Source organism: Micromonospora sp. RP3T (genome assembly GCF_003027925.1).
Classification (GTDB): Bacteria; Actinomycetota; Actinomycetes; order Mycobacteriales; family Micromonosporaceae; genus Micromonospora.
Genome location: NZ_PYPS01000017.1, coordinates 62,655 through 82,798, shown reverse-complemented (window position 1 = coordinate 82,798; position 20,144 = coordinate 62,655). Strand labels below are relative to the sequence as shown.

The 20,144-nt window shown below is 72.6% G+C and carries 16 protein-coding genes and 1 pseudogene; 9 read left to right on the top strand and 8 right to left on the bottom strand.

Features of this window, described 5'->3' with window-relative positions; genetic code table 11:
* Positions 1–60: 60 nt before the first annotated feature.
* Entirely contained in the window at positions 61–4,728 is a 4,668-nt protein-coding gene (gene gltB / locus C8054_RS15865; RefSeq protein ID WP_107157562.1) for a glutamate synthase large subunit, read from the top strand.
* Positions 4,721–6,226 carry a glutamate synthase subunit beta gene (locus tag C8054_RS15860; protein WP_107157561.1) on the top strand — a complete coding sequence of 502 codons (1,506 nt, stop codon included), beginning with the start codon at positions 4,721–4,723 and terminating at the stop codon, positions 6,224–6,226. The genes gltB and C8054_RS15860 overlap by 8 nt, the downstream gene beginning before the upstream one ends.
* Before the next feature lie 68 nt (positions 6,227–6,294).
* Here C8054_RS15860 and C8054_RS15855 read toward each other — a convergent pair whose 3' ends face one another.
* Positions 6,295–7,830, bottom strand: a complete 1,536-nt coding sequence (locus tag C8054_RS15855) for a M1 family metallopeptidase (RefSeq protein WP_107157560.1) — start codon at positions 7,828–7,830, stop codon at positions 6,295–6,297.
* Between the two features lie 200 nt (positions 7,831–8,030).
* Between C8054_RS15855 and C8054_RS15850 the strand changes: the two genes are divergently transcribed.
* On the top strand, positions 8,031–8,816 hold the full coding sequence (locus C8054_RS15850; RefSeq protein WP_107157559.1) for an SGNH/GDSL hydrolase family protein: 786 nt from the start codon (positions 8,031–8,033) through the stop codon (positions 8,814–8,816).
* A gap of 75 nt (positions 8,817–8,891) precedes the next feature.
* On the opposite strand, the gene C8054_RS15845 is transcribed toward C8054_RS15850, so the two are convergent.
* The gene (locus C8054_RS15845; protein ID WP_233219661.1) at positions 8,892–10,481 is read right to left on the bottom strand and encodes an MFS transporter; all 1,590 of its coding nucleotides are present in this window, start codon (positions 10,479–10,481) and stop codon (positions 8,892–8,894) included.
* A gap of 165 nt (positions 10,482–10,646) precedes the next feature.
* On the opposite strand from C8054_RS15845, the gene C8054_RS15840 reads away from it, so the two are divergent.
* From C8054_RS15840 to C8054_RS15825, 4 genes are all read left to right on the top strand, one after another.
* Positions 10,647–11,222, top strand: a complete 576-nt coding sequence (locus C8054_RS15840; protein ID WP_199199773.1) for a TetR/AcrR family transcriptional regulator — start codon at positions 10,647–10,649, stop codon at positions 11,220–11,222.
* Positions 11,223–11,348: 126 nt separating this feature from the next.
* Positions 11,349–14,045, top strand: a complete 2,697-nt coding sequence (locus C8054_RS15835; RefSeq protein WP_107157557.1) for a hypothetical protein — start codon at positions 11,349–11,351, stop codon at positions 14,043–14,045.
* Between the two features lie 65 nt (positions 14,046–14,110).
* On the top strand, positions 14,111–14,536 hold the full coding sequence (locus C8054_RS15830) for a hypothetical protein (protein WP_107157556.1): 426 nt from the start codon (positions 14,111–14,113) through the stop codon (positions 14,534–14,536).
* A gap of 356 nt (positions 14,537–14,892) precedes the next feature.
* Positions 14,893–15,342 (top strand): hypothetical protein, encoded by a 450-nt coding sequence (locus C8054_RS15825; protein ID WP_199199772.1) that lies wholly within the window; start codon positions 14,893–14,895, stop codon positions 15,340–15,342.
* Between the two features lie 101 nt (positions 15,343–15,443).
* Here C8054_RS15825 and C8054_RS33245 read toward each other — a convergent pair.
* The 4 genes and pseudogenes from C8054_RS33245 to C8054_RS15805 all read right to left on the bottom strand — a co-directional run.
* Positions 15,444–15,630, bottom strand: a pseudogene (locus C8054_RS33245) (IS5/IS1182 family transposase); the annotation flags it as partial.
* Positions 15,626–15,877: a hypothetical protein gene (locus C8054_RS15815; RefSeq protein ID WP_107157555.1), complete on the bottom strand. Its 252-nt coding sequence runs from the start codon at positions 15,875–15,877 to the stop codon at positions 15,626–15,628. The gene C8054_RS15815 and the pseudogene C8054_RS33245, both read right to left, overlap by 5 nt.
* Positions 15,874–16,167, bottom strand: coding sequence for a hypothetical protein (locus tag C8054_RS15810; RefSeq protein WP_107157554.1), 294 nt, complete (start codon positions 16,165–16,167; stop codon positions 15,874–15,876). Before C8054_RS15810 ends, C8054_RS15815 begins: the two co-directional genes overlap by 4 nt.
* Entirely contained in the window at positions 16,164–16,370 is a 207-nt protein-coding gene (locus C8054_RS15805; RefSeq protein ID WP_107157553.1) for a hypothetical protein, read from the bottom strand. The genes C8054_RS15810 and C8054_RS15805 overlap by 4 nt, the downstream gene beginning before the upstream one ends.
* Positions 16,371–16,582: 212 nt before the next feature.
* Here C8054_RS15805 and C8054_RS15800 point away from each other — a divergent pair, with 212 nt between their 5' ends.
* Positions 16,583–16,840: a GntR family transcriptional regulator gene (locus C8054_RS15800; protein ID WP_107157552.1), complete on the top strand. Its 258-nt coding sequence runs from the start codon at positions 16,583–16,585 to the stop codon at positions 16,838–16,840.
* Between the two features lie 291 nt (positions 16,841–17,131).
* Entirely contained in the window at positions 17,132–17,491 is a 360-nt protein-coding gene (locus C8054_RS15795; protein WP_199199771.1) for a hypothetical protein, read from the top strand.
* Positions 17,492–17,597: 106 nt separating this feature from the next.
* On the opposite strand, the gene C8054_RS15790 is transcribed toward C8054_RS15795, so the two are convergent.
* Both C8054_RS15790 and C8054_RS15785 read right to left on the bottom strand, forming a co-directional pair.
* Complete coding sequence (locus C8054_RS15790) at positions 17,598–18,551, bottom strand: endonuclease domain-containing protein (protein WP_233219660.1); 954 nt, start codon at positions 18,549–18,551, stop codon at positions 17,598–17,600.
* A gap of 113 nt (positions 18,552–18,664) precedes the next feature.
* The gene (locus C8054_RS15785; RefSeq protein WP_107157550.1) at positions 18,665–20,077 is read right to left on the bottom strand and encodes an alkaline phosphatase PhoX; all 1,413 of its coding nucleotides are present in this window, start codon (positions 20,075–20,077) and stop codon (positions 18,665–18,667) included.
* Positions 20,078–20,144 lie beyond the last annotated feature (67 nt).

Here is a 20,144-nt window from a genome sequence, read left to right as displayed (position 1 = left end):
ACCCCAGTGGGCCGACGTCGTCCCCTCCATGATCCATCCTGAGTGACGACAGGAGGCCCGGTGGCCTTTCCGTACCCTCTCAGCCCGCAACCGGCCCCGCCGACGACGGGGCTGTACGACCCCGCGTACGAGCATGACGCCTGCGGCGTGGCCTTCGTGGCCGACCTGCACGGGCGGCGTTCGCACCAGGTCGTCGCGAACGGCCTCGGGGCGCTCTGCCGGCTGGACCACCGGGGCGCCCGGGGCGCGGAGCACAACACCGGGGACGGCGCCGGCATCATGATCCAGGTGCCGGACGCGTTCCTGCGCGCGACCGTCGACTTCCCGCTGCCCCCGGCCGGCCAGTACGCGACCGGCCTGGTCTTCCTGCCCGACGACGACGCCGCCGAGGCCCGCGCCCGCCGGGTGGTGGACAAGTACGCGCTGGTCGAGGGCGCCGACGTGCTCGGCTGGCGGGAGGTGCCGACCGATCCGTCCGGCCTGGGGGAGACCGCGCTCGCGGCGATGCCCCGGGTGCGGCAGCTCTTCGTCGCCGCGCACCGGCTGACCGACGCGCCCGCCGGCCCGGCCGGCTCCCCGCTGACCGGGCTCGACCTGGACCGGGTGGCGTTCTGCCTGCGCAAGCAGGTCGAGCGGGAGACCGCCGAGCGGGGCGTGCCCGCCTACTTCCCGTCGCTGTCGGGTCGCACCATGGTGTGGAAGGGCATGCTCACCCCCGACCAGCTCCCGGCGTTCTACCCGGAGCTGACCGACGAGCGCGTGGTCAGCGCCATCGCGCTGGTGCACTCGCGGTTCTCCACCAACACGTTCCCGTCCTGGCCGCTGGCGCACCCGTACCGCTTCATCGCGCACAACGGCGAGATCAACACGATCCGCGGCAACCGGAACTGGATGCAGGCCCGGGAGGCGCTGCTGCGCAGTCCCCACCTGTCCGGCAACATCCGCCGCGTCTTCCCGGTCTGCACCCCGGCGGCGTCCGACTCGGCCAACTTCGACGAGGTGCTGGAGCTGCTGCACCTGGCCGGGCGGAGCCTGCCGCACGCGGTGCTCATGATGATCCCGGAGGCGTGGGAGAACGACCCGGACATGCGCGCCGACAAGCGTGCGTTCTACCGCTTCCACGCCAGCCTGATGGAGCCGTGGGACGGCCCGGCCTCGGTCGCGTTCACCGACGGCGAGGTCGTCGGCGCGGTGCTGGACCGCAACGGGCTGCGGCCGGGCCGTTGGTGGCACACCAGCGACGGCCTGGTGGTGCTGGGCAGCGAGGCGGGCGTGCTCGACCTCGACCCGGCCACCGTGGTGGCGAAGGGCCGGCTCCAGCCGGGCCGGATGTTCCTGGTCGACACCGTCAACGGCCGGATCGTCTCCGACGACGAGATCAAGACCGAGCTGGCCGCCGCGCAGCCGTACCAGGAGTGGCTGCACGCCGGCCTGATCGAGCTGGACGACCTGCCCGCCCGCGAGCACACCGTCTACACCCACGACTCGGTACGCCGCCGGCAGCAGACGTTCGGCTACACCGAGGAGGAGCTGAAGATCCTGCTCGGCCCGATGGCCCGCAGCGGCGCGGAGCCGCTCGGCTCGATGGGCACCGACACCCCGATCGCGCCGCTGTCCACCCGGCCGCGGCTGCTCTACGACTACTTCCACCAGCTCTTCGCCCAGGTCACCAACCCGCCCCTGGACGCCATCCGGGAGGAGCTGGTGACCAGCCTGGCGTCCACCATCGGGCCGGAGGGCAACCTGCTCGACCCCGGCCCGGCGAGCTGTCGGCAGATCGTGCTGCCCTACCCGGTGATCGACAACGACGAGCTGGCCAAGATCCTCTCCATCGACGAGGACGGCGACCTGCCCGGCTTCAAGGCGGTCCGGGTCTCCGGTCTCTACCGGATCCGTGACGGCGGCGCCGGCATCAAGGCCCGGCTGACCGAGATCTGCCGGCACGTCTCCGAGGCGATCGAGGACGGCGTGCGCATCCTGGTGCTCTCCGACCGGGACTCCAACGCCGACCTGGCCCCGATCCCGTCGCTGCTGCTCACCGCCGCGGTGCACCAGCATCTGGTGCGTGAGCAGACCCGCACGCAGGTGGCGCTGGTCGTCGAGTCCGGCGACTGCCGCGAGGTGCACCACGCGGCCGTGCTGATCGGGTACGGTGCGGCGGCGGTCAACCCGTACCTCGCCTTCGAGTCGGTGGAGGACATGATCTCCACGGGCGTCCTGGCCGGGGTGGACCGGGTCAAGGCGGTCCGCAACTACGTCAAGGCGCTCGGCAAGGGCGTCCTGAAGATCATGTCCAAGATGGGCATCTCGACCGTGTCGTCGTACTGCGGCGCGCAGGTGTTCGAGGCGGTCGGCCTGGACACCCGCCTGGTCGACCGCTACTTCCGCGGCACGCCGAGCACCATCGGCGGCATCGGGCTGGCCGAGATCCACGCCGAGGTGGCGGCCCGGCACGCGCTGGCCTGGCCGGCGCCCGGCGTGCCCGCCACCGACCGGCTGGAGATCGGCGGGGAGTACCAGTGGCGCCGCGAGGGCGAGCTGCACCTGTTCAACCCGGAGACGGTCTTCCTGCTCCAGCACGCCACGCGCAGCCGCCAGTACGACGTGTTCCGGCAGTACACCGCCAAGGTCGACGAGCTGGCCGCCAAGGCGGGCTCGCTGCGCGGGCTGTTCACGCTGCGTACCGGCGTGCGCCCGGCGGTGCCGCTGGACGAGGTCGAGCCGGCCACCGAGATCGTCAAGCGCTTCGCCACCGGCGCCATGTCGTACGGGTCGATCTCGGCGGAGGCGCACGAGACGCTCGCGATCGCGATGAACCGCCTCGGCGGCAAGTCCAACACCGGCGAGGGCGGCGAGGACGTCGAGCGCCTGCACGACCCGGCGCGGCGGTCGGCGGTCAAGCAGATCGCCAGCGGCCGGTTCGGCGTGACGAGCGAATACCTGGTCAACGCGGACGACCTCCAGATCAAGATGGCGCAGGGCGCGAAGCCCGGCGAGGGCGGCCAACTCCCCGGCAACAAGGTCTGGCCGTGGATCGCCCGGACCCGGCACGCCACCCCCGGCGTCGGCCTGATCTCCCCGCCGCCGCACCACGACATCTACTCCATCGAGGACCTGGCCCAACTCGTCCACGACCTGAAGTGCGTCAACCCGGCCGCCCGGGTGCACGTCAAGCTGGTCAGCGAGGTCGGGGTGGGCACCGTGGCGGCCGGCGTGGCCAAGCTGAAGGCCGACGTCATCCTGATCTCCGGGCACGACGGCGGCACCGGCGCGTCCCCGCTCAACTCGCTCAAGCACGCCGGCACCCCGTGGGAGCTCGGCCTGGCCGAGGCGCAGCAGACGCTGCTGCTCAACAAGCTGCGCGACCGGGTCACCGTGCAGGTCGACGGCCAGCTGAAGACCGGCCGGGACGTGCTGGTCGCGGCGCTGCTCGGCGCGGAGGAGTTCGGCTTCGCCACCGCCCCGCTGATCGTCGAGGGCTGCGTGATGATGCGGGTCTGCCACCTGGACACCTGCCCGGTCGGCATCGCCACCCAGAACCCGGTGCTGCGCGAGCGGTTCACCGGTAAGCCCGAGTTCGTGGAGAACTTCTTCCTCTTCCTCGCCGAGGAGGTCCGCGGCTACCTGGCCGAGCTGGGCTTCCGCAGCATCGACGAGGCGATCGGGCACACCGAGCTGCTGGACGTGGCCGGCGCGATCAACCACTGGAAGGGCCACGGGCTCGACCTGCACCGGGTGCTGCACCTGCCCGAGCTGCCAGAGGGCGCGGCCCGGCGCGGCGTCCGGCCCCAGGACCACGGCCTCGACGTGGCGCTCGACAACCGGCTCATCGAGCTGGCCGGTCCGGCGCTGCGCGACGGCACGCCGGTCCGGGTCGAGGTCGACGTGCGTAACGAGCACCGCAGCGTGGGCGCGATGCTCGGCGGCGAGGTGACCCGCCGGTTCGGCGGCACCGGGCTGCCCGACGACACCGTCGAGTTCCTGCTGCGGGGAACCGCCGGCCAGTCGTTCGGCGCGTTCCTGCCGCGCGGGGTGACGCTGCGCCTGCACGGCGACGCCAACGACTACGTCGGCAAGGGCCTGTCCGGTGGGCGGATCGTGGTCCGGCCGGACGCCGCCGCGCCGTTCGCCGGCGGCGACGCCGAGCCCGGCCACCGCGCCGAGGACCAGATCATCGCCGGCAACACCATCCTGTACGGCGCCACCGGCGGCGAGGTGTTCCTGCGCGGCCGGGTCGGGGAGCGGTTCGCGGTGCGCAACTCCGGCGCGGTGGCCGTGGTCGAGGGCCTCGGCGACCACGGCTGCGAGTACATGACCGGCGGCACGGTGGTGGTGCTCGGGCCGACCGGGCGCAACTTCGCCGCCGGCATGTCCGGTGGCACCGCGTTCGTGCACCGGCTGGACCGGCGGCGGATCAACGCCGAACTGGTCGACCTGTCGCCGCTGCGCGACGAGGAACGCGACCGCCTGCACGGGCTGGTCCAGCGGCACTTCGCCGAGACCGACTCGGCGGTGGCCGAGGCGTTGCTCAAGCGCTGGCCGGAGGCGGTGGAGGAGTTCACCGCCGTGGTGCCCCGGGACTACCGCCGGGTCATGGAGATCATGCGGGCCGCCGAAGCCGCCGGCCGCGACGTCGACGACGCGGTGATGAGTGCTCTCACCACACCTTCGACCGCGTCCGTGCCGCCCGCGCCGCGGGTGGTCGCCCAGGAGGTGGCCCGTGCCTGACCCGAACGGTTTCCTGCGCTACGACCGGCGGCTGCCCGCCCGCCGTCCGGTCCCGGTGCGGATCACGGACTGGCGGGAGGTCTACCCGCCGGCCGGCGAGGAGCTGATCCGCGAGCAGGCCACCCGGTGCATGGACTGCGGCATCCCGTTCTGCCACGACGGTTGCCCGCTGGGCAACCGCATCCCGGACTGGAACGACCTGGTCCGCACCGGCAACTGGGACGCCGCGGTGGAGTCGCTGCACGCCACCAACAACTTCCCCGAGTTCACCGGGCGGCTCTGCCCGGCGCCGTGCGAGGCGGCCTGCGTGCTCGGCCTGGGCGGCCAGCAGCCGGTCACCATCAAGCAGGTCGAGGTGGAGATCGCCGACGCTGCGGTGGCCCGGGGCGGGCTGCGTCCCCGGCCGGCGTCCGCGTCGACCGGCCGGTCGGTGGCGGTGGTCGGCTCCGGCCCGGCCGGCCTGGCCGCCGCGCAGCAGCTCGCCCGCGCCGGCCACACGGTCACCGTGTACGAGCGCGACGACGCCGTCGGCGGCCTGCTCCGCTACGGCATTCCCGACTTCAAGCTGGAGAAGCAGCACGTCGACCGCCGGGTGGCCCAGCTCACCGCCGAGGGGGTGCGCTTCCGTACCGGCGTCGACGTCGGCGTCGACGTGACCGCCGAGCAGCTCCGCGCCGAGCACGACGCGGTGGTGCTGGCCTGCGGCGCGTTGCAGGGCCGGGACACCCCGCAGACGCTGGGCCGGGCGCTGCGCGGCGTACACCAGGCGATGTCGCACCTGGTGGCCGCGAACCGGGTGGTGGCCGCCGCCGGCACCGGGCGGCCCGCGCTCGCCACGCTGCCGGACGGCACGCCGATCGACGCGGCCGGCAAGCACGTGGTGATCATCGGCGGTGGCGACACCGCCGCCGACTGCCTCGGCGTGGCCCACCGGCAGGGCGCGGCCGGCGTGCACCAGCTCGACCTCTACCCGCAGCCGCCGACCGAACGCGACGGCGCGCGGGACCCGTGGCCGACCTGGCCGTGGCTGCTGCGTTCCTACCCGGCGCACGAGGAGGGCGGCGAGCGGGTCTTCGCGGTGGCGGTGCAGGAGTTCGTGGACGACGGCACCGGGCAGGTCCGGGCCGTGCGGATCGCCGAGGTGACCGTGGAGAAGGTCGACGGCCGGCGCATCGTCACGCCACTGCCCGGTTCGGAGCGGGAGATCCCGGCCGATCTGGTGCTGCTGGCGATCGGCTTCGAGGGCACCGAGGAGCAGCCGCTGCTGGCCCAGTTCGGGGTGGCCCGCAACGCCCGGGGCGCGATCGACGCCCGCCCCGACTGGCAGGCCGCCGACGGTGTGTTCGTCGCCGGCGACATGCACCGGGGCGCGTCGCTGATCGTCTGGGCGATCGCCGAGGGGCGGGCCGCCGCCGCGGCCGTGCACGCGTACCTCGGCGGGGTGGGCAACCTGCCCGCCCCGGTCGACCCGGCCCGACAGCCCCTCGCCGCCCGCTGAGGTGTAAGGCGGGGCCCCCTCTTAACGCATTCGGTAGAGGAGGGGGCCCCGCTTAACACCCGGACCGGTCAGCGGGCGAGCAGCTCGTGCGCCGACCGGATCTTCGTCCAGGAGGCCGGCTGCGCCGGGGCCGCCGAGGTGCGCGCGACGGCGCCCAGCTCGGGTCGGCCGGCGGTGAACAGCCAGGTGGTGAACACCGCGTCGAGGTCCCGGCCGGAGATCCGCTCGGCGAGCGCCTGGAACTGCTCGATGGTGCCGTTGCCGTACTGCCGCTGGGCCGTCCAGGTGCGCAGGATCCGGAAGAACGCCGGGTCGCCGACGGCCAGCCGGATCTGGTGCAGCGCCATCGCGCCCCGGTCGTAGACCGCGTCGTCGAAGACCCGGTTCGCACCCGGGTCGCCGGGCAGCACCTGCCAGAACTCCGAGTCGGCCGGGTAGCTGTCGTAGGTGAAGTCGAACAGCTCCTGCGCGGTGCCCTCGTCCTGCTCCTCGGACCAGAGCCACTCGGCGTACGAGGCGAAGCCCTCGTTCAGCCAGATGTTGCGCCAGGCCGCCACCGACACCGAGTCGCCGAACCACTGGTGCGCGTTCTCGTGCACCACCACGTACGGGTTGGCGCCCCGGCGCCAGAAGCCCGGCCCGTAGACCGGTCGGGTCTGCGTCTCCAGCGCGAACCCGATGCCGTCGACCGGGCCGGCCACGCCGCCCTGCGCCTCGAACGGGTACGGGCCGAACACCCCGCTCTCCCAGTCGACGATCTCGGCGGTGCGTTCGATGCTGGCCCGGGCGGCCGGCAGGCGCTCGCCCAGCGTGGTGCTGTACGCGTTCACCACCGGCTGCCCGTTCGGCGCGGTGTCGGTGACGATGTCGTACTGCCCGATGGCGAGGAACGCCTGGTAGGTGGCGCCGGGCTTGACGCTGCGCCAGCTCCACCGGGTGCGGTTGCCGGCCTCGGGCAGCGGGTCGCGCGGCTGCACGCCGTTGCTGACCACTTCGAGGCCGGTCGGCACCGAGACGGAGATGTCCCAGGTGGCCTTGTCCTTCGGGTGGTCGTTGCTCGGGTACCACCACCAGGCCGACTCGGGCTCGTTCACGGCGAGCGCGCCGTCGGCGGTGCGGGTCCAGCCGGTGTAGCCGTAGACGGTGGTCTCCGACGGGACGCCGGCGTACTTCACCACGACGGTGAGCTGCTGGCCCCTGGCCAGCGGGCGGGCCGGCGTGACGACCAGCTCGTGGTCGCCGGCGCGGGCGAACCCGGCGGCCCAGCCGTTGACCCGGACCGACTCGACGGCCAGCGCGAAGTCGAGGTTGAACCGGGACAGGTCCTTGGTGGCGGTGGCCAGGATCGTGGTGGTGCCGCTGAGTCGGTCGGTGGCCGGTTCGTAGCGCAGCCGGATGTCGTAGTGGTCGACGTCGTAGCCGCCGTTGCCGTAGTCGGGGAAGTAGCTGTCGCCCAGCCCGGGGCTGCCCGGCGTGGGGGTGGCCGCCGAGACGTGCGGGCGGCCCCATCCGGTCGGGGCGGCCTGGCCGGGTGCGCCGGTCACGGTGGTGACGGCGGTGGTGAGGGTCAGGGCGGCGATCGCCGCCGAGAGTGCACGTGGCACGGGTGGGACTCCCTCCGTCGGGTGTACGCACCGCCAACCTAATCGACACATGTAAACGGGTCTGCCCCGAGCCGATGGCCGGGGCTATTCAAATAGTGTCGATGTTTCGATAGCATTACCGACTAGTAACAAGCACCCGTCCCCTCGACCACGCGCGCGGTCAACGGGCTCCACCACCCCTGTCCCGTGGAGGTCCCCCCATGCCCCGTCGCGTCCGTACCGTCTTCGCCGCGGTCCTGGCGGCCGTCCTCGGCGCCGTGCTGCTGCCCGGCGCCGCCCGTGCCGCCACCGTCAACTACGTCGCCCTCGGCGACTCCTACTCCTCCGGCGTCGGCGCCGGGCCGTACGACCTCTCCACCTGCCTGCGCAGCCAGAAGTCGTACGCCCCGCTCTGGGCCGCGGCGCACGCGGTCACCAGCTTCCGCTTCCCGGCCTGCGGTGGCGCGGTCACCGCGGACGTGCTGAACAACCAGGTCGGCCAGCTCAGCACCGCCACCACCCTGGTCACCATCACCATCGGCGGCAACGACGCCGGCTTCGCCGACGTGATGACCGGTTGCCGCTTCGGCAGCACGTCGAGCTGCGAGAACGCGGTGGCCGGGGCCAAGGCGTTCGCCACCGCGACGCTGCCCGCCCGGCTGGACGCCACCTACGCGGCGATCCGGGACCGGGCCCCGAACGCCCGGCTGGTGGTGCTCGGCTACCCGCGGCTGTTCGAGACCGGCTCCTGCGGCCTGCTCGCCATGAGCAGCTACAAGCGCACCATCCTCAACCAGGCCGCCGACGTGCTCAACGGCGTCACGGCCGACCGGGCCGGCGCGGCCGGGGCCACGTTCGTCGACGCGCGGCCGTTCTTCACCGGGCACGGGGTGTGCGCCGCCGACCCGTGGATCCGCGACGTCAGCGGCGTGATCGAGGCGTACCACCCGAACGCCAACGGCTACCGCTACGGCTACCTCGCCGCCCTCACCGCCGCCATCGGCTGAGGTGTAAGGAGGGGCCCCCTGTTAACGCATTCCGCATAGCAGGGGGCCCCTCTTAACAGGTCGCCGGCGGCCGGATCAGCGGCCCACCGGCGCCAGCCCGCCGACCGTCTGCGGCGGCGCGGTCGTGACGGCGGGAGCGCCGGATGTCACCTGCGGCGGCGCGGTCGTGACGGCGGGAGCGCCGGATGTCACCTGCGGCGGCGCGGTCGCTGCGGCGGGAGCGCCGGGCGTCACCTGTGACAGCGCGACCTCCGGCGTCGGCCCGGTGTGCCGCCGGGGCCGGGCGCGGCGCCCGGAGGGCACGGCGATCGCGGCCAGCGCGGCAGCGAGAGAGATGCCGGTGAGCAGCAGGAAGCCGGCGGTGAAACCGGCCTCCCGGGGCAGCCCGCTCGGCTGCGGGTTGGCGGTGATCACGGTGCTGGCCAGCGCCGCGCCGATCGCGCCGCCGATGGTACGGATGTTGGCGTTCATGCCGGTCGCCGCGCCGGTCTGCGAGGCCGGCACGTTTCCCACGATCAGGTTGGCCATCGAGGCGAACGCCAGCCCGATGCCGAGCCCGACCAGTCCGCCGGCCAGGGCGACCTGCCAGCGGGTGTCGTGCGCGGCGGTGAGCATCGCCGCGGCGGCCACGTTGAACACCGCGCCGGTGCACAGTTGCGCCTTGGCGCTGAACCGGGACTCCAACCGCCCGGCCAGCAGGCCGGCGGCGAACATGCCGACCAGCATGGGCAGCATGAGCAGCCCGGCCTGGGTGATGCTGGCGCCGAAGCCGTAGCCGGCGCTGGTCGGGATCTGCGTGAACTGCGGCAGGAAGGCGTATACGGCGAACATCGAGGCGCCGTAGAGCAGCGCCACCAGGTTGGTGGTCCAGACCGCCGGCAGCCGCATCATCCGCAGGTCGATCAGCGGGTTCGCGGCCCGGGCCTCGACCGCCAGCCAGACGGTCAGCAGCACCGCGGCCACGATCAGCAGCCCGGTCACCCGGCCGGAGGCCCAGCCCCAGGCGGCGCCCTTGCTGACCGGCAGCAGCAGCGCCACCAGCCAGCCGGAGAGCAGGACGGCGCTGAGCCAGTTGATCCGCCCCGGGGTGCGTACCGGCGAGCGGGGCACGAACCGGTGCGCGGCCAGCGCGGTCAGGCCGACCACGACCAGCGGGATCCAGAACAGCCAGCGGTAGCCCAGCGCGGCCACGATCGGCCCGGCGAGCACGACGCCCAGGCCGCCGCCGACGGCCACCACCGCCGAGATCGACGCGACCGCCGAGCTGACTCGGGCGGCGGGGAACTCGTCGCGGATGATGCCGAACGACAGCGGGAAGACGGCGCCGCCGATGCCCTGGACCACCCGGGCGGCGATCAGCACGCCGATGTTCGGCGCGACGGCCGCCACCAGGCAGCCCAGCGCGAGCGCGGCGAGCGAGACGACGAGCATCCGTTCCTTGCCGACCATGTCGCCGACCCGGCCGAGGATCGGCGTGAAGATCGACGCGGAGAGCAGGTAGGCGGTCAGCACCCAGGTCACCGTGTTCGGCGACGTGTGCAGGTCGTGCTGGATGGTGGGCAGCACCGGGGTGATCAGCGACTGGAGCATCGCGAAGAAGCCGGTGCCGGCCGCGAGGACGAGGAACGTCATCCGGCGCGAGCCGCGCCGGAAGGTGTCGATCATGTGGGAGAACTCCCGTTCGGTACGAGTCGGTGGCCGCTCGCGCGCTGGGCGGTGATGGCGGCGCGTCGGGCCGGGGCCCGCCGGAGTACGCTATCCGGAGGGGTGCCTCCACCAACGTAATGGAGGGGTGCCTCCGTTTGCAAGACGGAAGGAGTGACAGGCGTCATGTCCAGCGCCGACCAGTCGACCGAGGTCTTCGCGCGCCGCCCCAAGCGGGCCGACGCCCGGCGCAACTACGACGCCCTGATCGCCGCCGCCCGCGACGTGTTCGGCGAGCGCGGCGCCGGCGCGTCGCTGGAGCAGATCGCCCGCCGCGCCGGCGTCGGCATCGGCACGCTCTACCGCAACTTCCCGCAGCGGCGTGACCTGTTCGAGGCGGTCTACGTCGAGGAGGTGCGCGCGCTCAGCGCCTCCGCCGCCGACCTCGCCGACCTGGACCCGTGGGACGCCCTGGTCGGCTGGCTGCACCGGTTCGTCGCCTACGTCGGCGCGAAGCGGGCGCTGGCCGAGGAACTGGTGCACGACTCCGACGTGTTCCGGAGTTGCCGCACCGAGATCTACGCGGCCGGTGAGCCGCTGCTGCGCCGCGCCCAGGCCGCCGGGGCGGCCCGCCCCGACGCCGACTTCGACGACGTGGTGCGCCTGATCAGCGGCCTCGCCGCGTACCAGTTCCCGGACCCGGCACAGCGCGACCGCGTGCTGGCCATCGCCCTGGACGGCCTGCGCCCGCCGCCGCGCTAGCTGCGGGTGTTAACCGGGGCCCCCTCCTATGCCTCAGGCGTTAAGAAGGGCCCCCTCCTTGCATCCCAGGGCGGTTGCGTGGGGAGTCGACAATGGTGCGACACTCGCCGTCACCTGGAGGTGACCATGCGCGAACCGGTGACCCGGCCGCGGCCTGCCCGCGAGCAGCTCCCGGCCGGCGGTCTGGAGTTGCTCACCCTGCTGGCCCGGCTGCTGCGCCGGCCGCGTCGCGGGGACCGCCGACTCCCGCTGCTCTGGCTGCTCCGGCCGGCCGACGACGGCGCGGTGGCCGGCCTGCTGCGCCGCTTCGCCGGTCGGGGCGCCGGGCGTCGGGTGCCGCACGCGGTGCTGGACCTGACCGACCGGCCGCCCACCGACGACGTCGCGACCGCGCTGCGCGAGCTGCACCGGCAGCTCTCGCTGGAGGCGTTCGGCGCGCCCCGGCTGCGGTTCCGGCACTATCCGCTCGCCGACTGGCTGATGCAGCAGACGCTCACGGTCGACGTGGACGCCGCGGACAGCGGCCGGGCCTCGCTGGTGCGCCGGCTGCGGGACTGGCGGGGGAGACGCGTCGGCGTCGGCGAGGACCCGCAGGTGGGCGGCGGCTCCGGGCTCGGCACCGCGCTCCAGGTGCTGCTCTGGCTGTTGCGCCGGGCGGTGCCCAGCGTGGTGTTCCGGATCGCGGTCTCCGGCCGGGTGCCAGTGGTCGGCCGGCAGTACCGCTGGTTCATGCGCCAGCAGTACCTCGCGCCCCGGCAGTCGGTGACGTTCCTCGGCTTCGCCGAGCGGCTCACCGCCGGCTGGCGCGACGGCGAACACCCCGCGCAGGTGGAGAAGCTGCTGCTGCACGCGTTCCTGGAGGACCTGCGGCTGGCCTACCGCCGGCGGTTCTGGCGACCGGGGGACTGGCGGCGCACCGCCTACCCGGTGGTGCTGCTCGACGGCGTCCGCCCGGACAACGTCGGGCACACGCTGGTCCGGATCTTCGGCGAGGTCCGCAACGAGACCGGCCGCAACGACCCGCTGCTGGTGGTCGCCGTCGCCACCGACCCGCCGCCGGAACCGGCCGCGTCCCGGCCGGTGGCGCAGGCCGAGGAGGCGTACGAGGACTGGGCCGAGGTGCTGCCGGAACGTCGCCGGCTGCGGCGTACCGGCGCCTGGCTGCTGGTGCTGACGGCGGAGGAGGACGCTGCCGGCGTACCCCATGGGGTTGCCCCGCCGGCGCTGGTGGCGCCGGACCCGCCCTGGTGGGCACGGCGGTTCCTGCCGGCGGCGGTGGCCGTGGTGCTGCTCGCCGGCGTGGGCGTCTGGGCGCACGGGCGGTGGGCGTCGGACTGCCGGCCCTGGCCCACCGACCGGGTGAGCGTGCGCCTGGTGGGCGGCGAGTGCGTCGGCTACAGCGACACCGCCGGGCAGGTCTTCAACAGTGAGCCCGGCCAGGACCGGCTGCGCGCGGTGCAGCGGCGCATCTTCGCGCAGAACCGGGCCACCGAGGAGGTGTGGCGGCGCAGCGAGCACCGCCGTCCCTACCTGACGCTCGTCTACCTGGGCAGCCTCACCGGCAACCGGACGCGTGCGGACGAGGAGTCCTACGTCTCCGAGCGGGAGGAGCTGGAGGGCATGGCCACCGCCCAGTACGCGCTGCTGAAGGAGTCGGCGGCGGCCGACGACGCGGCGCTGCTGCACATCGTGGTGGCCAACGCCGGCCGGCAGATGCGGCACGCCGACGACGCGGTACGCATGCTGGAAGGGCTGGCCCGCGACGACCCGACCGTGCTCGGCGTGGTCGGGTTGGTGGACAGCCGCGCCAGCACCGCGGCGGCGCTGCGGGAACTCAACCGGGTCGGCCTGCCGGTGCTCGCGCCCACGCTGTCCGCCGACCGGATGGACGAGAACTCCAGCCTCTACCTGGCCATGTCCGCGCCCAACCGGGAGCAGGCCACCATGGTCGAGGCGTACGCCCGGCAGGTGCTGCGGGTGCGGGAGGCGCACGTCTACTGGACCACCGGCGAGCGCAGTTCGCTCACCGACGACCTCTACGTCGCCACGCTCGTCGGCGGCCTGCGGGAACGGTTCGGCACCCGACTGACCCGGCTCGACGAGTGGAGCAGCGGCCGACGGCTGACCCAGGAGTGCGGCTACCCCGGCATGCTCTTCTTCGCCGGCCGCTGGTCGGAGTTCGACGGCTTCCTGCGGGCGCTGAAGGAATGCGGCGCGGACCCGCCCCGGCACCTGGTCACCGACGACTCGGTGAACCGCTACATGGCGAATGCGGGGCTGCGGGCCAGCGCGCCGGGCAACCTGCCGGTCACGTACGTGTCGAAGGCGTCGTTGGCCACGTGCACCGCGCTACGGGCCGCGCAGGCCGCCCGCGACGACGCCCGGGGCAGTTTCCTCACCTGGATCGGCGCGGACGACCTGCTCGACCCGCCACGCTGCCGCGCCGGGACCGGCCCGCCGGTCGGCGAGCGGGTCAGCCTCGCCTACGACGCCGCGATGATGATGGTGCGCGCGCTGGAGAGTCTCGCCGCCCGGCTGCGGCACGCCGACACCGGCCGCCGCTGGGAGCCGCGGGCGGTGAACCCGGTCGGCGTGCACGCCGAGGTGCTGCGCCAGAACGCCGCCGGCGGCTACCCGGGGGTCAGCGGCCTGATCCGGTACGCGCCGGACGCCGGCGAGCCGCTCGCCAAGCGCTTGGCGCTGCTGACCGTGGCGAAGGTGCCCGACGTCGGAGCCGCCCCGGTCGAGGTCTTCCACTGCGGCGTCGCCGACGCCGGCCCCGACCCCGGCTGCCGCACGGCGGCGGCCCCAGGGGTCAGGTGAATTACTGTGCGTAACGGCTCTGGTTGGTGGATGACGTTTTCGCCCACGGAAGGTTGGAACGCGGGATGACGAATGAGCACGATGGTGGGGAACTCGACGGCTTCCACGTCGGGGAACTGCCGGGCGGGATCGGCGACGCGGTGTCGGACTTCGGCTCCGAATGGGACGACGTCAGCTTCGCCAGCCGGGTCTGGGAGCGCCAGGTCGACGACGGCTACCGCGTCGACCTGCGGGTGCACGTGCTCCGGGGCGAGCGTCTCGCCGATCTGGACGCGGTCCGCGAGTTCCTCTCCGACTACCTGGAGCGCGACCCGGACACCTGGGAGCTTGCCGACTTCGCCCACCCGGACGGGCCCGGCCTGATCGGTGCGGCAGAGGCGTTCTGGCTCGCCGGGCCCGGAGTCGCCGTGACCGTGCTTGTGGATCCGGAGGTGGTGGACGCCGACGCGCTCCGGTCGATCGCGGTCGGCGTGGTCAGCAGCGCCCGATGAACAGGTGAACACATCTCGTCGACTGCTACCTGCCGGGCAAGGACGGTGCCGAGCGGGTGGAGACCGAGCGGTTCCGCGCATTCTCCTACGACGAGCTGATCGCCCGGGACCGAGGCCGCATCGGGCTCGGGAGACGTTTCGATCCCGGTTGTCGGCGTGCGGACGTGGCTCGTCCGACAGACAGGTGCACCGACCGAGCCCGTCCGGGAACACAGACGGCGACCCCGTCGAGACGGGGCGGTGCGATGGCGCTCGGGAATGGCCGCCATACAATCGCGGTAAGGCGGAGCGCCAAGCCGAGATTCCGGCACCGGTGTGGGGGAGGGGCCAGGTTGTTCGGCAGGATGTTTGACGCGATGATCGGCAGGATCATCGGTTCGACGAACAACCTCAGCGGTCAGATGGACCAGCTCAGGCCCGACCTGAGTCGGGAATCGCTCGGCGTCGGGCCCGACTTCCCCGGGATCGCCCCGAACCCGCTGATGAGCAGTGATGCGCGGAAGCGCAATGCGGAACTGCGTACGGGGGCACTTGCGCTCGGCGTTCTCGTCGACTGGCGGGAGGTGAACAGCAACCCTCGCGTGGTCCTGATGTTTGACGTGGAGACCGCCGACGGCATCTCGTTCCGCGGTGTCGCAGACGAAGGCCTCACGATCACCGAGCTCACCCGACTCGCCCCAGGGCAGACGTTGCCCGTGCGCTACCGGCCGGCCGTCATGGACCACTACGTCGCCCTTGCCCGGGACGCGGACCCTGCCCACGTGCAGCAACTCTCTGACGAGATCGCGCGCCGCAAGCGGACCTGATCCGAAGTCATTGAGCGTTCTTCAACTGGTTGTGCTGGTGGGGATGGTTGTCCAACAGATCGTCGAACCACCTCGCTGACCTGATCCACGCCCACCGCCAGCAGCATGAGCGTGCCGTTGGTCTGCTCCACCACCCACCGCCGCTTCACCGGCACGAAGCCGGCCGGGGGTGTGCGCCAGGACCCGGTCCGGCAGCTGCACGCCGATGGCGTGGTCGGTGACCGACGCCGCGGTGATCACGACCGCGATGATCAACCGCAGAGCCTCCACGGCCAGGCCCCGCTTACGCCGGTGCCCAACCGACGAACCGCGCGAACAGCGCCTGCGGGCTCGGCGCCTCGTCAGGGTTGAGGCGGTGCAGCTCTTGGGCCGCGTCGTAAAGCTGCCCGCACAGGTAGACCGCCAGGGAGAGGCGGTCACCCGCGTACTCGGCCAGCAGGGCGAGCCGAGCCTCCGCGCACGGCCACGGGTGCGCGCAGCGCCTGCAGATCCAGAGCGGGCGCATGGGTAGATGCGGGCGGGTGCTGGTGCTCATGCCGGCACCCGCAGCCGGGCAGCGGTCGGGGTGCTTCGGCTGAGGGCAGGGCGTTCGCTGACCGTGGCGTTCAGCCAGCGCAGCCCGATTGGCTGCACGAACAGCTCGCGCTTGGCGACCGCATCGCCGTTACCGTCCAACTCGTACACCTCGATCCAGGTCCAACCGTCGAACGTCTGGCGGTCGGTGATCTCCCGAATGACGCGCACGGTGATCGGGCGACAGAACTGCACACTCGCCGCACGGTCGAGGCGCAGCAGGTCTCCCGTCCGGATCGGACGGGCGCTCATCGCGGCTCGTCGGGGCCGGTCGCGGCGGCCTTGACCAGGCGCGCGTAGACCACCTCCAGGCACGGGTAGTCCTCGCCGCAGCCGCACACCCAGCGGACGACCCGGCGCGGCGGGTGCGCGAAAAGGATGTCGTCGGCGTCCTCGACGTCCTGCGTCGAGACGAAGGATTCACCTGGGGACTCGTTGTCGGTGCGCTCGCCCATCGGGCCTCCCGTCGGGGTGCGACGTGCGGGGGACAGGTACGCACGCTCGGCCGTCCGGGGGATTGGCCGGCCGAGCGCTCTGCGCGGTGGGAACGGACCAACTCCGGGCTTGCAGACCTGGGAGCCGGCCATGCATGAGCTTATATAACAGGCTTTGACGTGGCAAGCGTTGAACCGAACATTGCTTGCTATACAAAGTTTCACGTGATCAAATGGCGGGGCAGACCTGGGAGTTGTCCATGCCCGCCAAAGCGAAGTGGGCGCAGATCGCCGACGGCATCCGCGCCGAGATCCAGTCCGGCGCGCTTGCGCCGGGCGACAAGCTGCCATCGACCACCGAGCTGTGCCGTCAGCACGGTGTGTCGGCCATTGTGGTGCGCCAAGCGATCAATGCCCTCAAGGTCGAAGGCTTACTCGAAGGCGTGGGTGGCGTAGGCGTGTTCGTCGCCGAACACCCTGAATCACGGTGAGGTATGAGATCTTGGAAGCGGAGGGCCCTCATGGGGGCCGTAATCTTCCAAGATCTGCGGCTGAGGCGACCGCATGGGCGGGATCGTGCCGCCGGTACAACGGCTGTGGGAATCTGCGGTCTGGATCGGCGCGGCGTCGCGGAGCCCGGCTGCCGCTTGGCCACTGGCCGCAAGCTTGTCTGAACAGGCTGGCTCTCGGAGCTGATCGTCGGCGTGTGGCGCAGGTTCCCCCGAGTGGAGAACTTGGTTGGCATCGCAGGCGTGAGCAGGTCGGGTCGCAGGAAGTCGTTCGTGCTGCCGCTGGACGTCGCGGAGCGCTTGGAGCGTGAACCGAACGCGACTGAGTACATCGTCGGCATCGTGCGAGCGCGGATGCGAGCCGAGGATCTCGATGCTGAACTGGCCAAGCGTGGGCTGACCGTCTCCGATCATGGTCGAGCACGCGCACGCGCACAGCGCGCGCAGGTGGAGCAGGAGTGGCCGCCCGGCCGTCGGAAGGCGGTGCGCGAGCGATCGCGCCGCGCGGCGCAGGACGCGTGGCGCGTCTTCGGTGACGCACTCGATCGTCCGGCTCGGGATGTGCCGGGGTTGCGGGAACCACTGAGCACGCCACCTGTGCTCGAACCGCAGACCGACGTTCTCCACGAGTGAGGCAGCAACCCGGAAGAACGCTAGATCTTGGAAGCGGAAGGCCCCTCCGGGGGCCATTTTCTTCCAAGATCGCCAAGATCGCCAAGATCGCCCGCGCCGCCAGTCGTCATCCGGGCCAGCCGGCGGCTTGGAGGGCAGCCCGTAACTGGTTGATCACCGCTTGCGGATCGTCGCGCAGGGCCCAGGAGGGGAACCGGAGGATGCGGTCGCCCTCGACCCAGAGGTCGTTCTGCCGGCGCATGTCCGCCCAGGCGTGTGCCGGGTCGAGATGCTGCCCGCCGTCCACCTCGACGTGCACCCGCCACTCGTCGAAGTAGGCGTCGAGGTAGCGTCTCCGGCCCGCGGCGTCGCGCCGGACCACCTGACGGCTCGGTTCGGGCAGGCCGGCGCGACGCACGAGGTCGAGCAGGTTCAACTCGCCCAGCGAATGCGCGCCGCCGGCCGCATCCGTGGCGGTGGACAGGAGGAGCCGTCGGCGGCGGACTCGTGGCATCCGACCCAGCACCTCGTGCAGGTCGTCACCGCCCACCAACCGCTGCTGGAACGCCGCCGCGACGATCGCCCGGGCCTGCGCGTCGGTAGGCGCCCACTGAGCGGCGTCGATCACCGAGCGCGCAGCCGTCGTCCGGGGAGGCTGGCCGACCCGCACCACATCCTCGTCGGGTAGATGGCTGGTCCGGTGTGCGCGCACCCCGGCCGGCAGCGGAGCACGACGGCAGGTGGCGGGCAGGAGCAGATGGACGACGCGGTCCGGAAACCCCCCAAGGCCACCCGCCTGGGCGGCGGTGATGCCGCCGAGCAGCGCGGACGGTCCGGCGGCCAGCACCGCGATCCACCGGCGCTGGGCGGTACCCACAGGGCCGTTGTGCGCGACGAGAACCGCACGGTGCGCCTGACGCCATCGACCGGTGGCCACCCGATGCCGGATCGCCTTGCGGGTGAGGTGCGCCTGCGCTTGTTTGAGGCTGAGCACGTCGTCCTGACGGAACAACAACCAGGTCAACTCGTCCGCGTCGTCCGACGGCAGCGCCCGCCCCATCCCCGCCCAGGAGTTCCCCACCCGCCCAAGGTTGCCGCCCCCAGGACCCGCCGCGCGCCCCCTGTGGACAACGCTCGTAGATCTTGGAAGAAAACGGCCCCGGGAGGGGCCGATTCCTTCCAAGATCCGCAACTTCAGCGGTGGGCGTTGCTGGGGCGGCCCCACGGGCCGGTGATGGCGAAGACGTAGCCGGGGGTCTGGATGTTGGCGAACAGGATCTTCCCGTCCGCGCTGAACGTCGGCCCGGTGAACTCGCTGTCGTTCAACTCGTTGCGGGCCAGCGCGTACGCCTTGCCCTGCTCGGTGACGCCGACCAGGTGCGACACGCCCTCGCCGTCCTCGGCCAGGATCACCCCGCCGTACGGGGAGACGGTGATGTTGTCCGGCCCGTCGTAGTTGCCGGTGTCGGCCTCCGGGTCGGTGTTCACGCCGAAGATGGTCTTCAGCGTGACGGTCTGTCGGCGCGGGTCGTAGAACCAGACCTGACCGTCGTGCTCGTTGACGCTGCCGTCGTCGTGGCGGGCGTAGCTGGCCACGAAGTACGCGCCGCCGTCGCCCCACCAGGCGCCCTCCAGCTTGCGGCTGCGGGTCACCTCGTCGTCGGTGAACTGCTTGCGCACCGACACGGTGCGGGCGTCCCGGTCCGGCACCTCCACCCAGTCCACCTGGTAGCGGGTACCCGGCGTGGTGGCCTCGGACAGGTCGGCCACGTGTCCGTCGCCGCGCCGGCACCGCATCGCCTCCAGGGTGCCGGCGGTGGCGCCGTCCGGCCGCTGGGCGAGCGCCCGCAGCGCGCCCTTGCCGGCCCGGAAGCCGGGCGGCGGCGTCCACCGGAAGTAGAGCCCGTTGGGGCCGCTGGCGTCCTCGGTCAGGTAGATCGAGTGGGTGTACGGGTCGACCGCCACCGCCTCGTGGGAGTAGCGGCCCAGGAACGTCAGCGCCACCGGGTCGGTGTTGGCGGACCGGTCGTGCGGGTCGACCTCGAAGACGTACCCGTGGTCCTTGAGGAACTGACCGCCGGCCCGCTGCTCGGTCTCCTCGCAGGTCAGCCAGGTGCCCCACGGCGTGATGCCGCCGGCGCAGTTGTTGTGCGTGCCGGCCACGCTGACGTACTCGCGCAGCCGCCGGCCGTGCTTGTCCACCTCGATGGTGGTGGTGCCGCCGCGGGCGCCCGGGTCGTAGGTGAGGCCGGGCAGCGCCGGCACCGGGTAGGGCTCGCTGCCACCGATCTCGTGGTTGTTGACCAGCACCGAGCCGCGCGGGCCGCGGAAGCAGCCGGTGCCGTCGGCGTCGCTCGGGGTCGGCTGCCCCGACTCCAGCAGCGTCGCGCCGGCCTGGGCGACGACGGTGTACGAGAAGCCGGGCGGCAGCGCCAGCAGGCCGGCCGGGTCCGGCACCAGGTCGCCGTAGCCGACAGCGGGCCGGCACGCGGCGCGGGCCGCCGCCGGCCCGGCGATGGCGTCCAGGTTGCCGGCCACCACGATGCCGAGGCCGCCGGCCGCGCCGCCCAGCAGCGACCGCCGGGAGAGGGGTGAATTGGAGGTCACGTCGTCGCCTTCCTGTGCAGTCGAGGTTGCACTGGCAGGCAAGTCGGGTCGCGGGAACGGCGGGCGG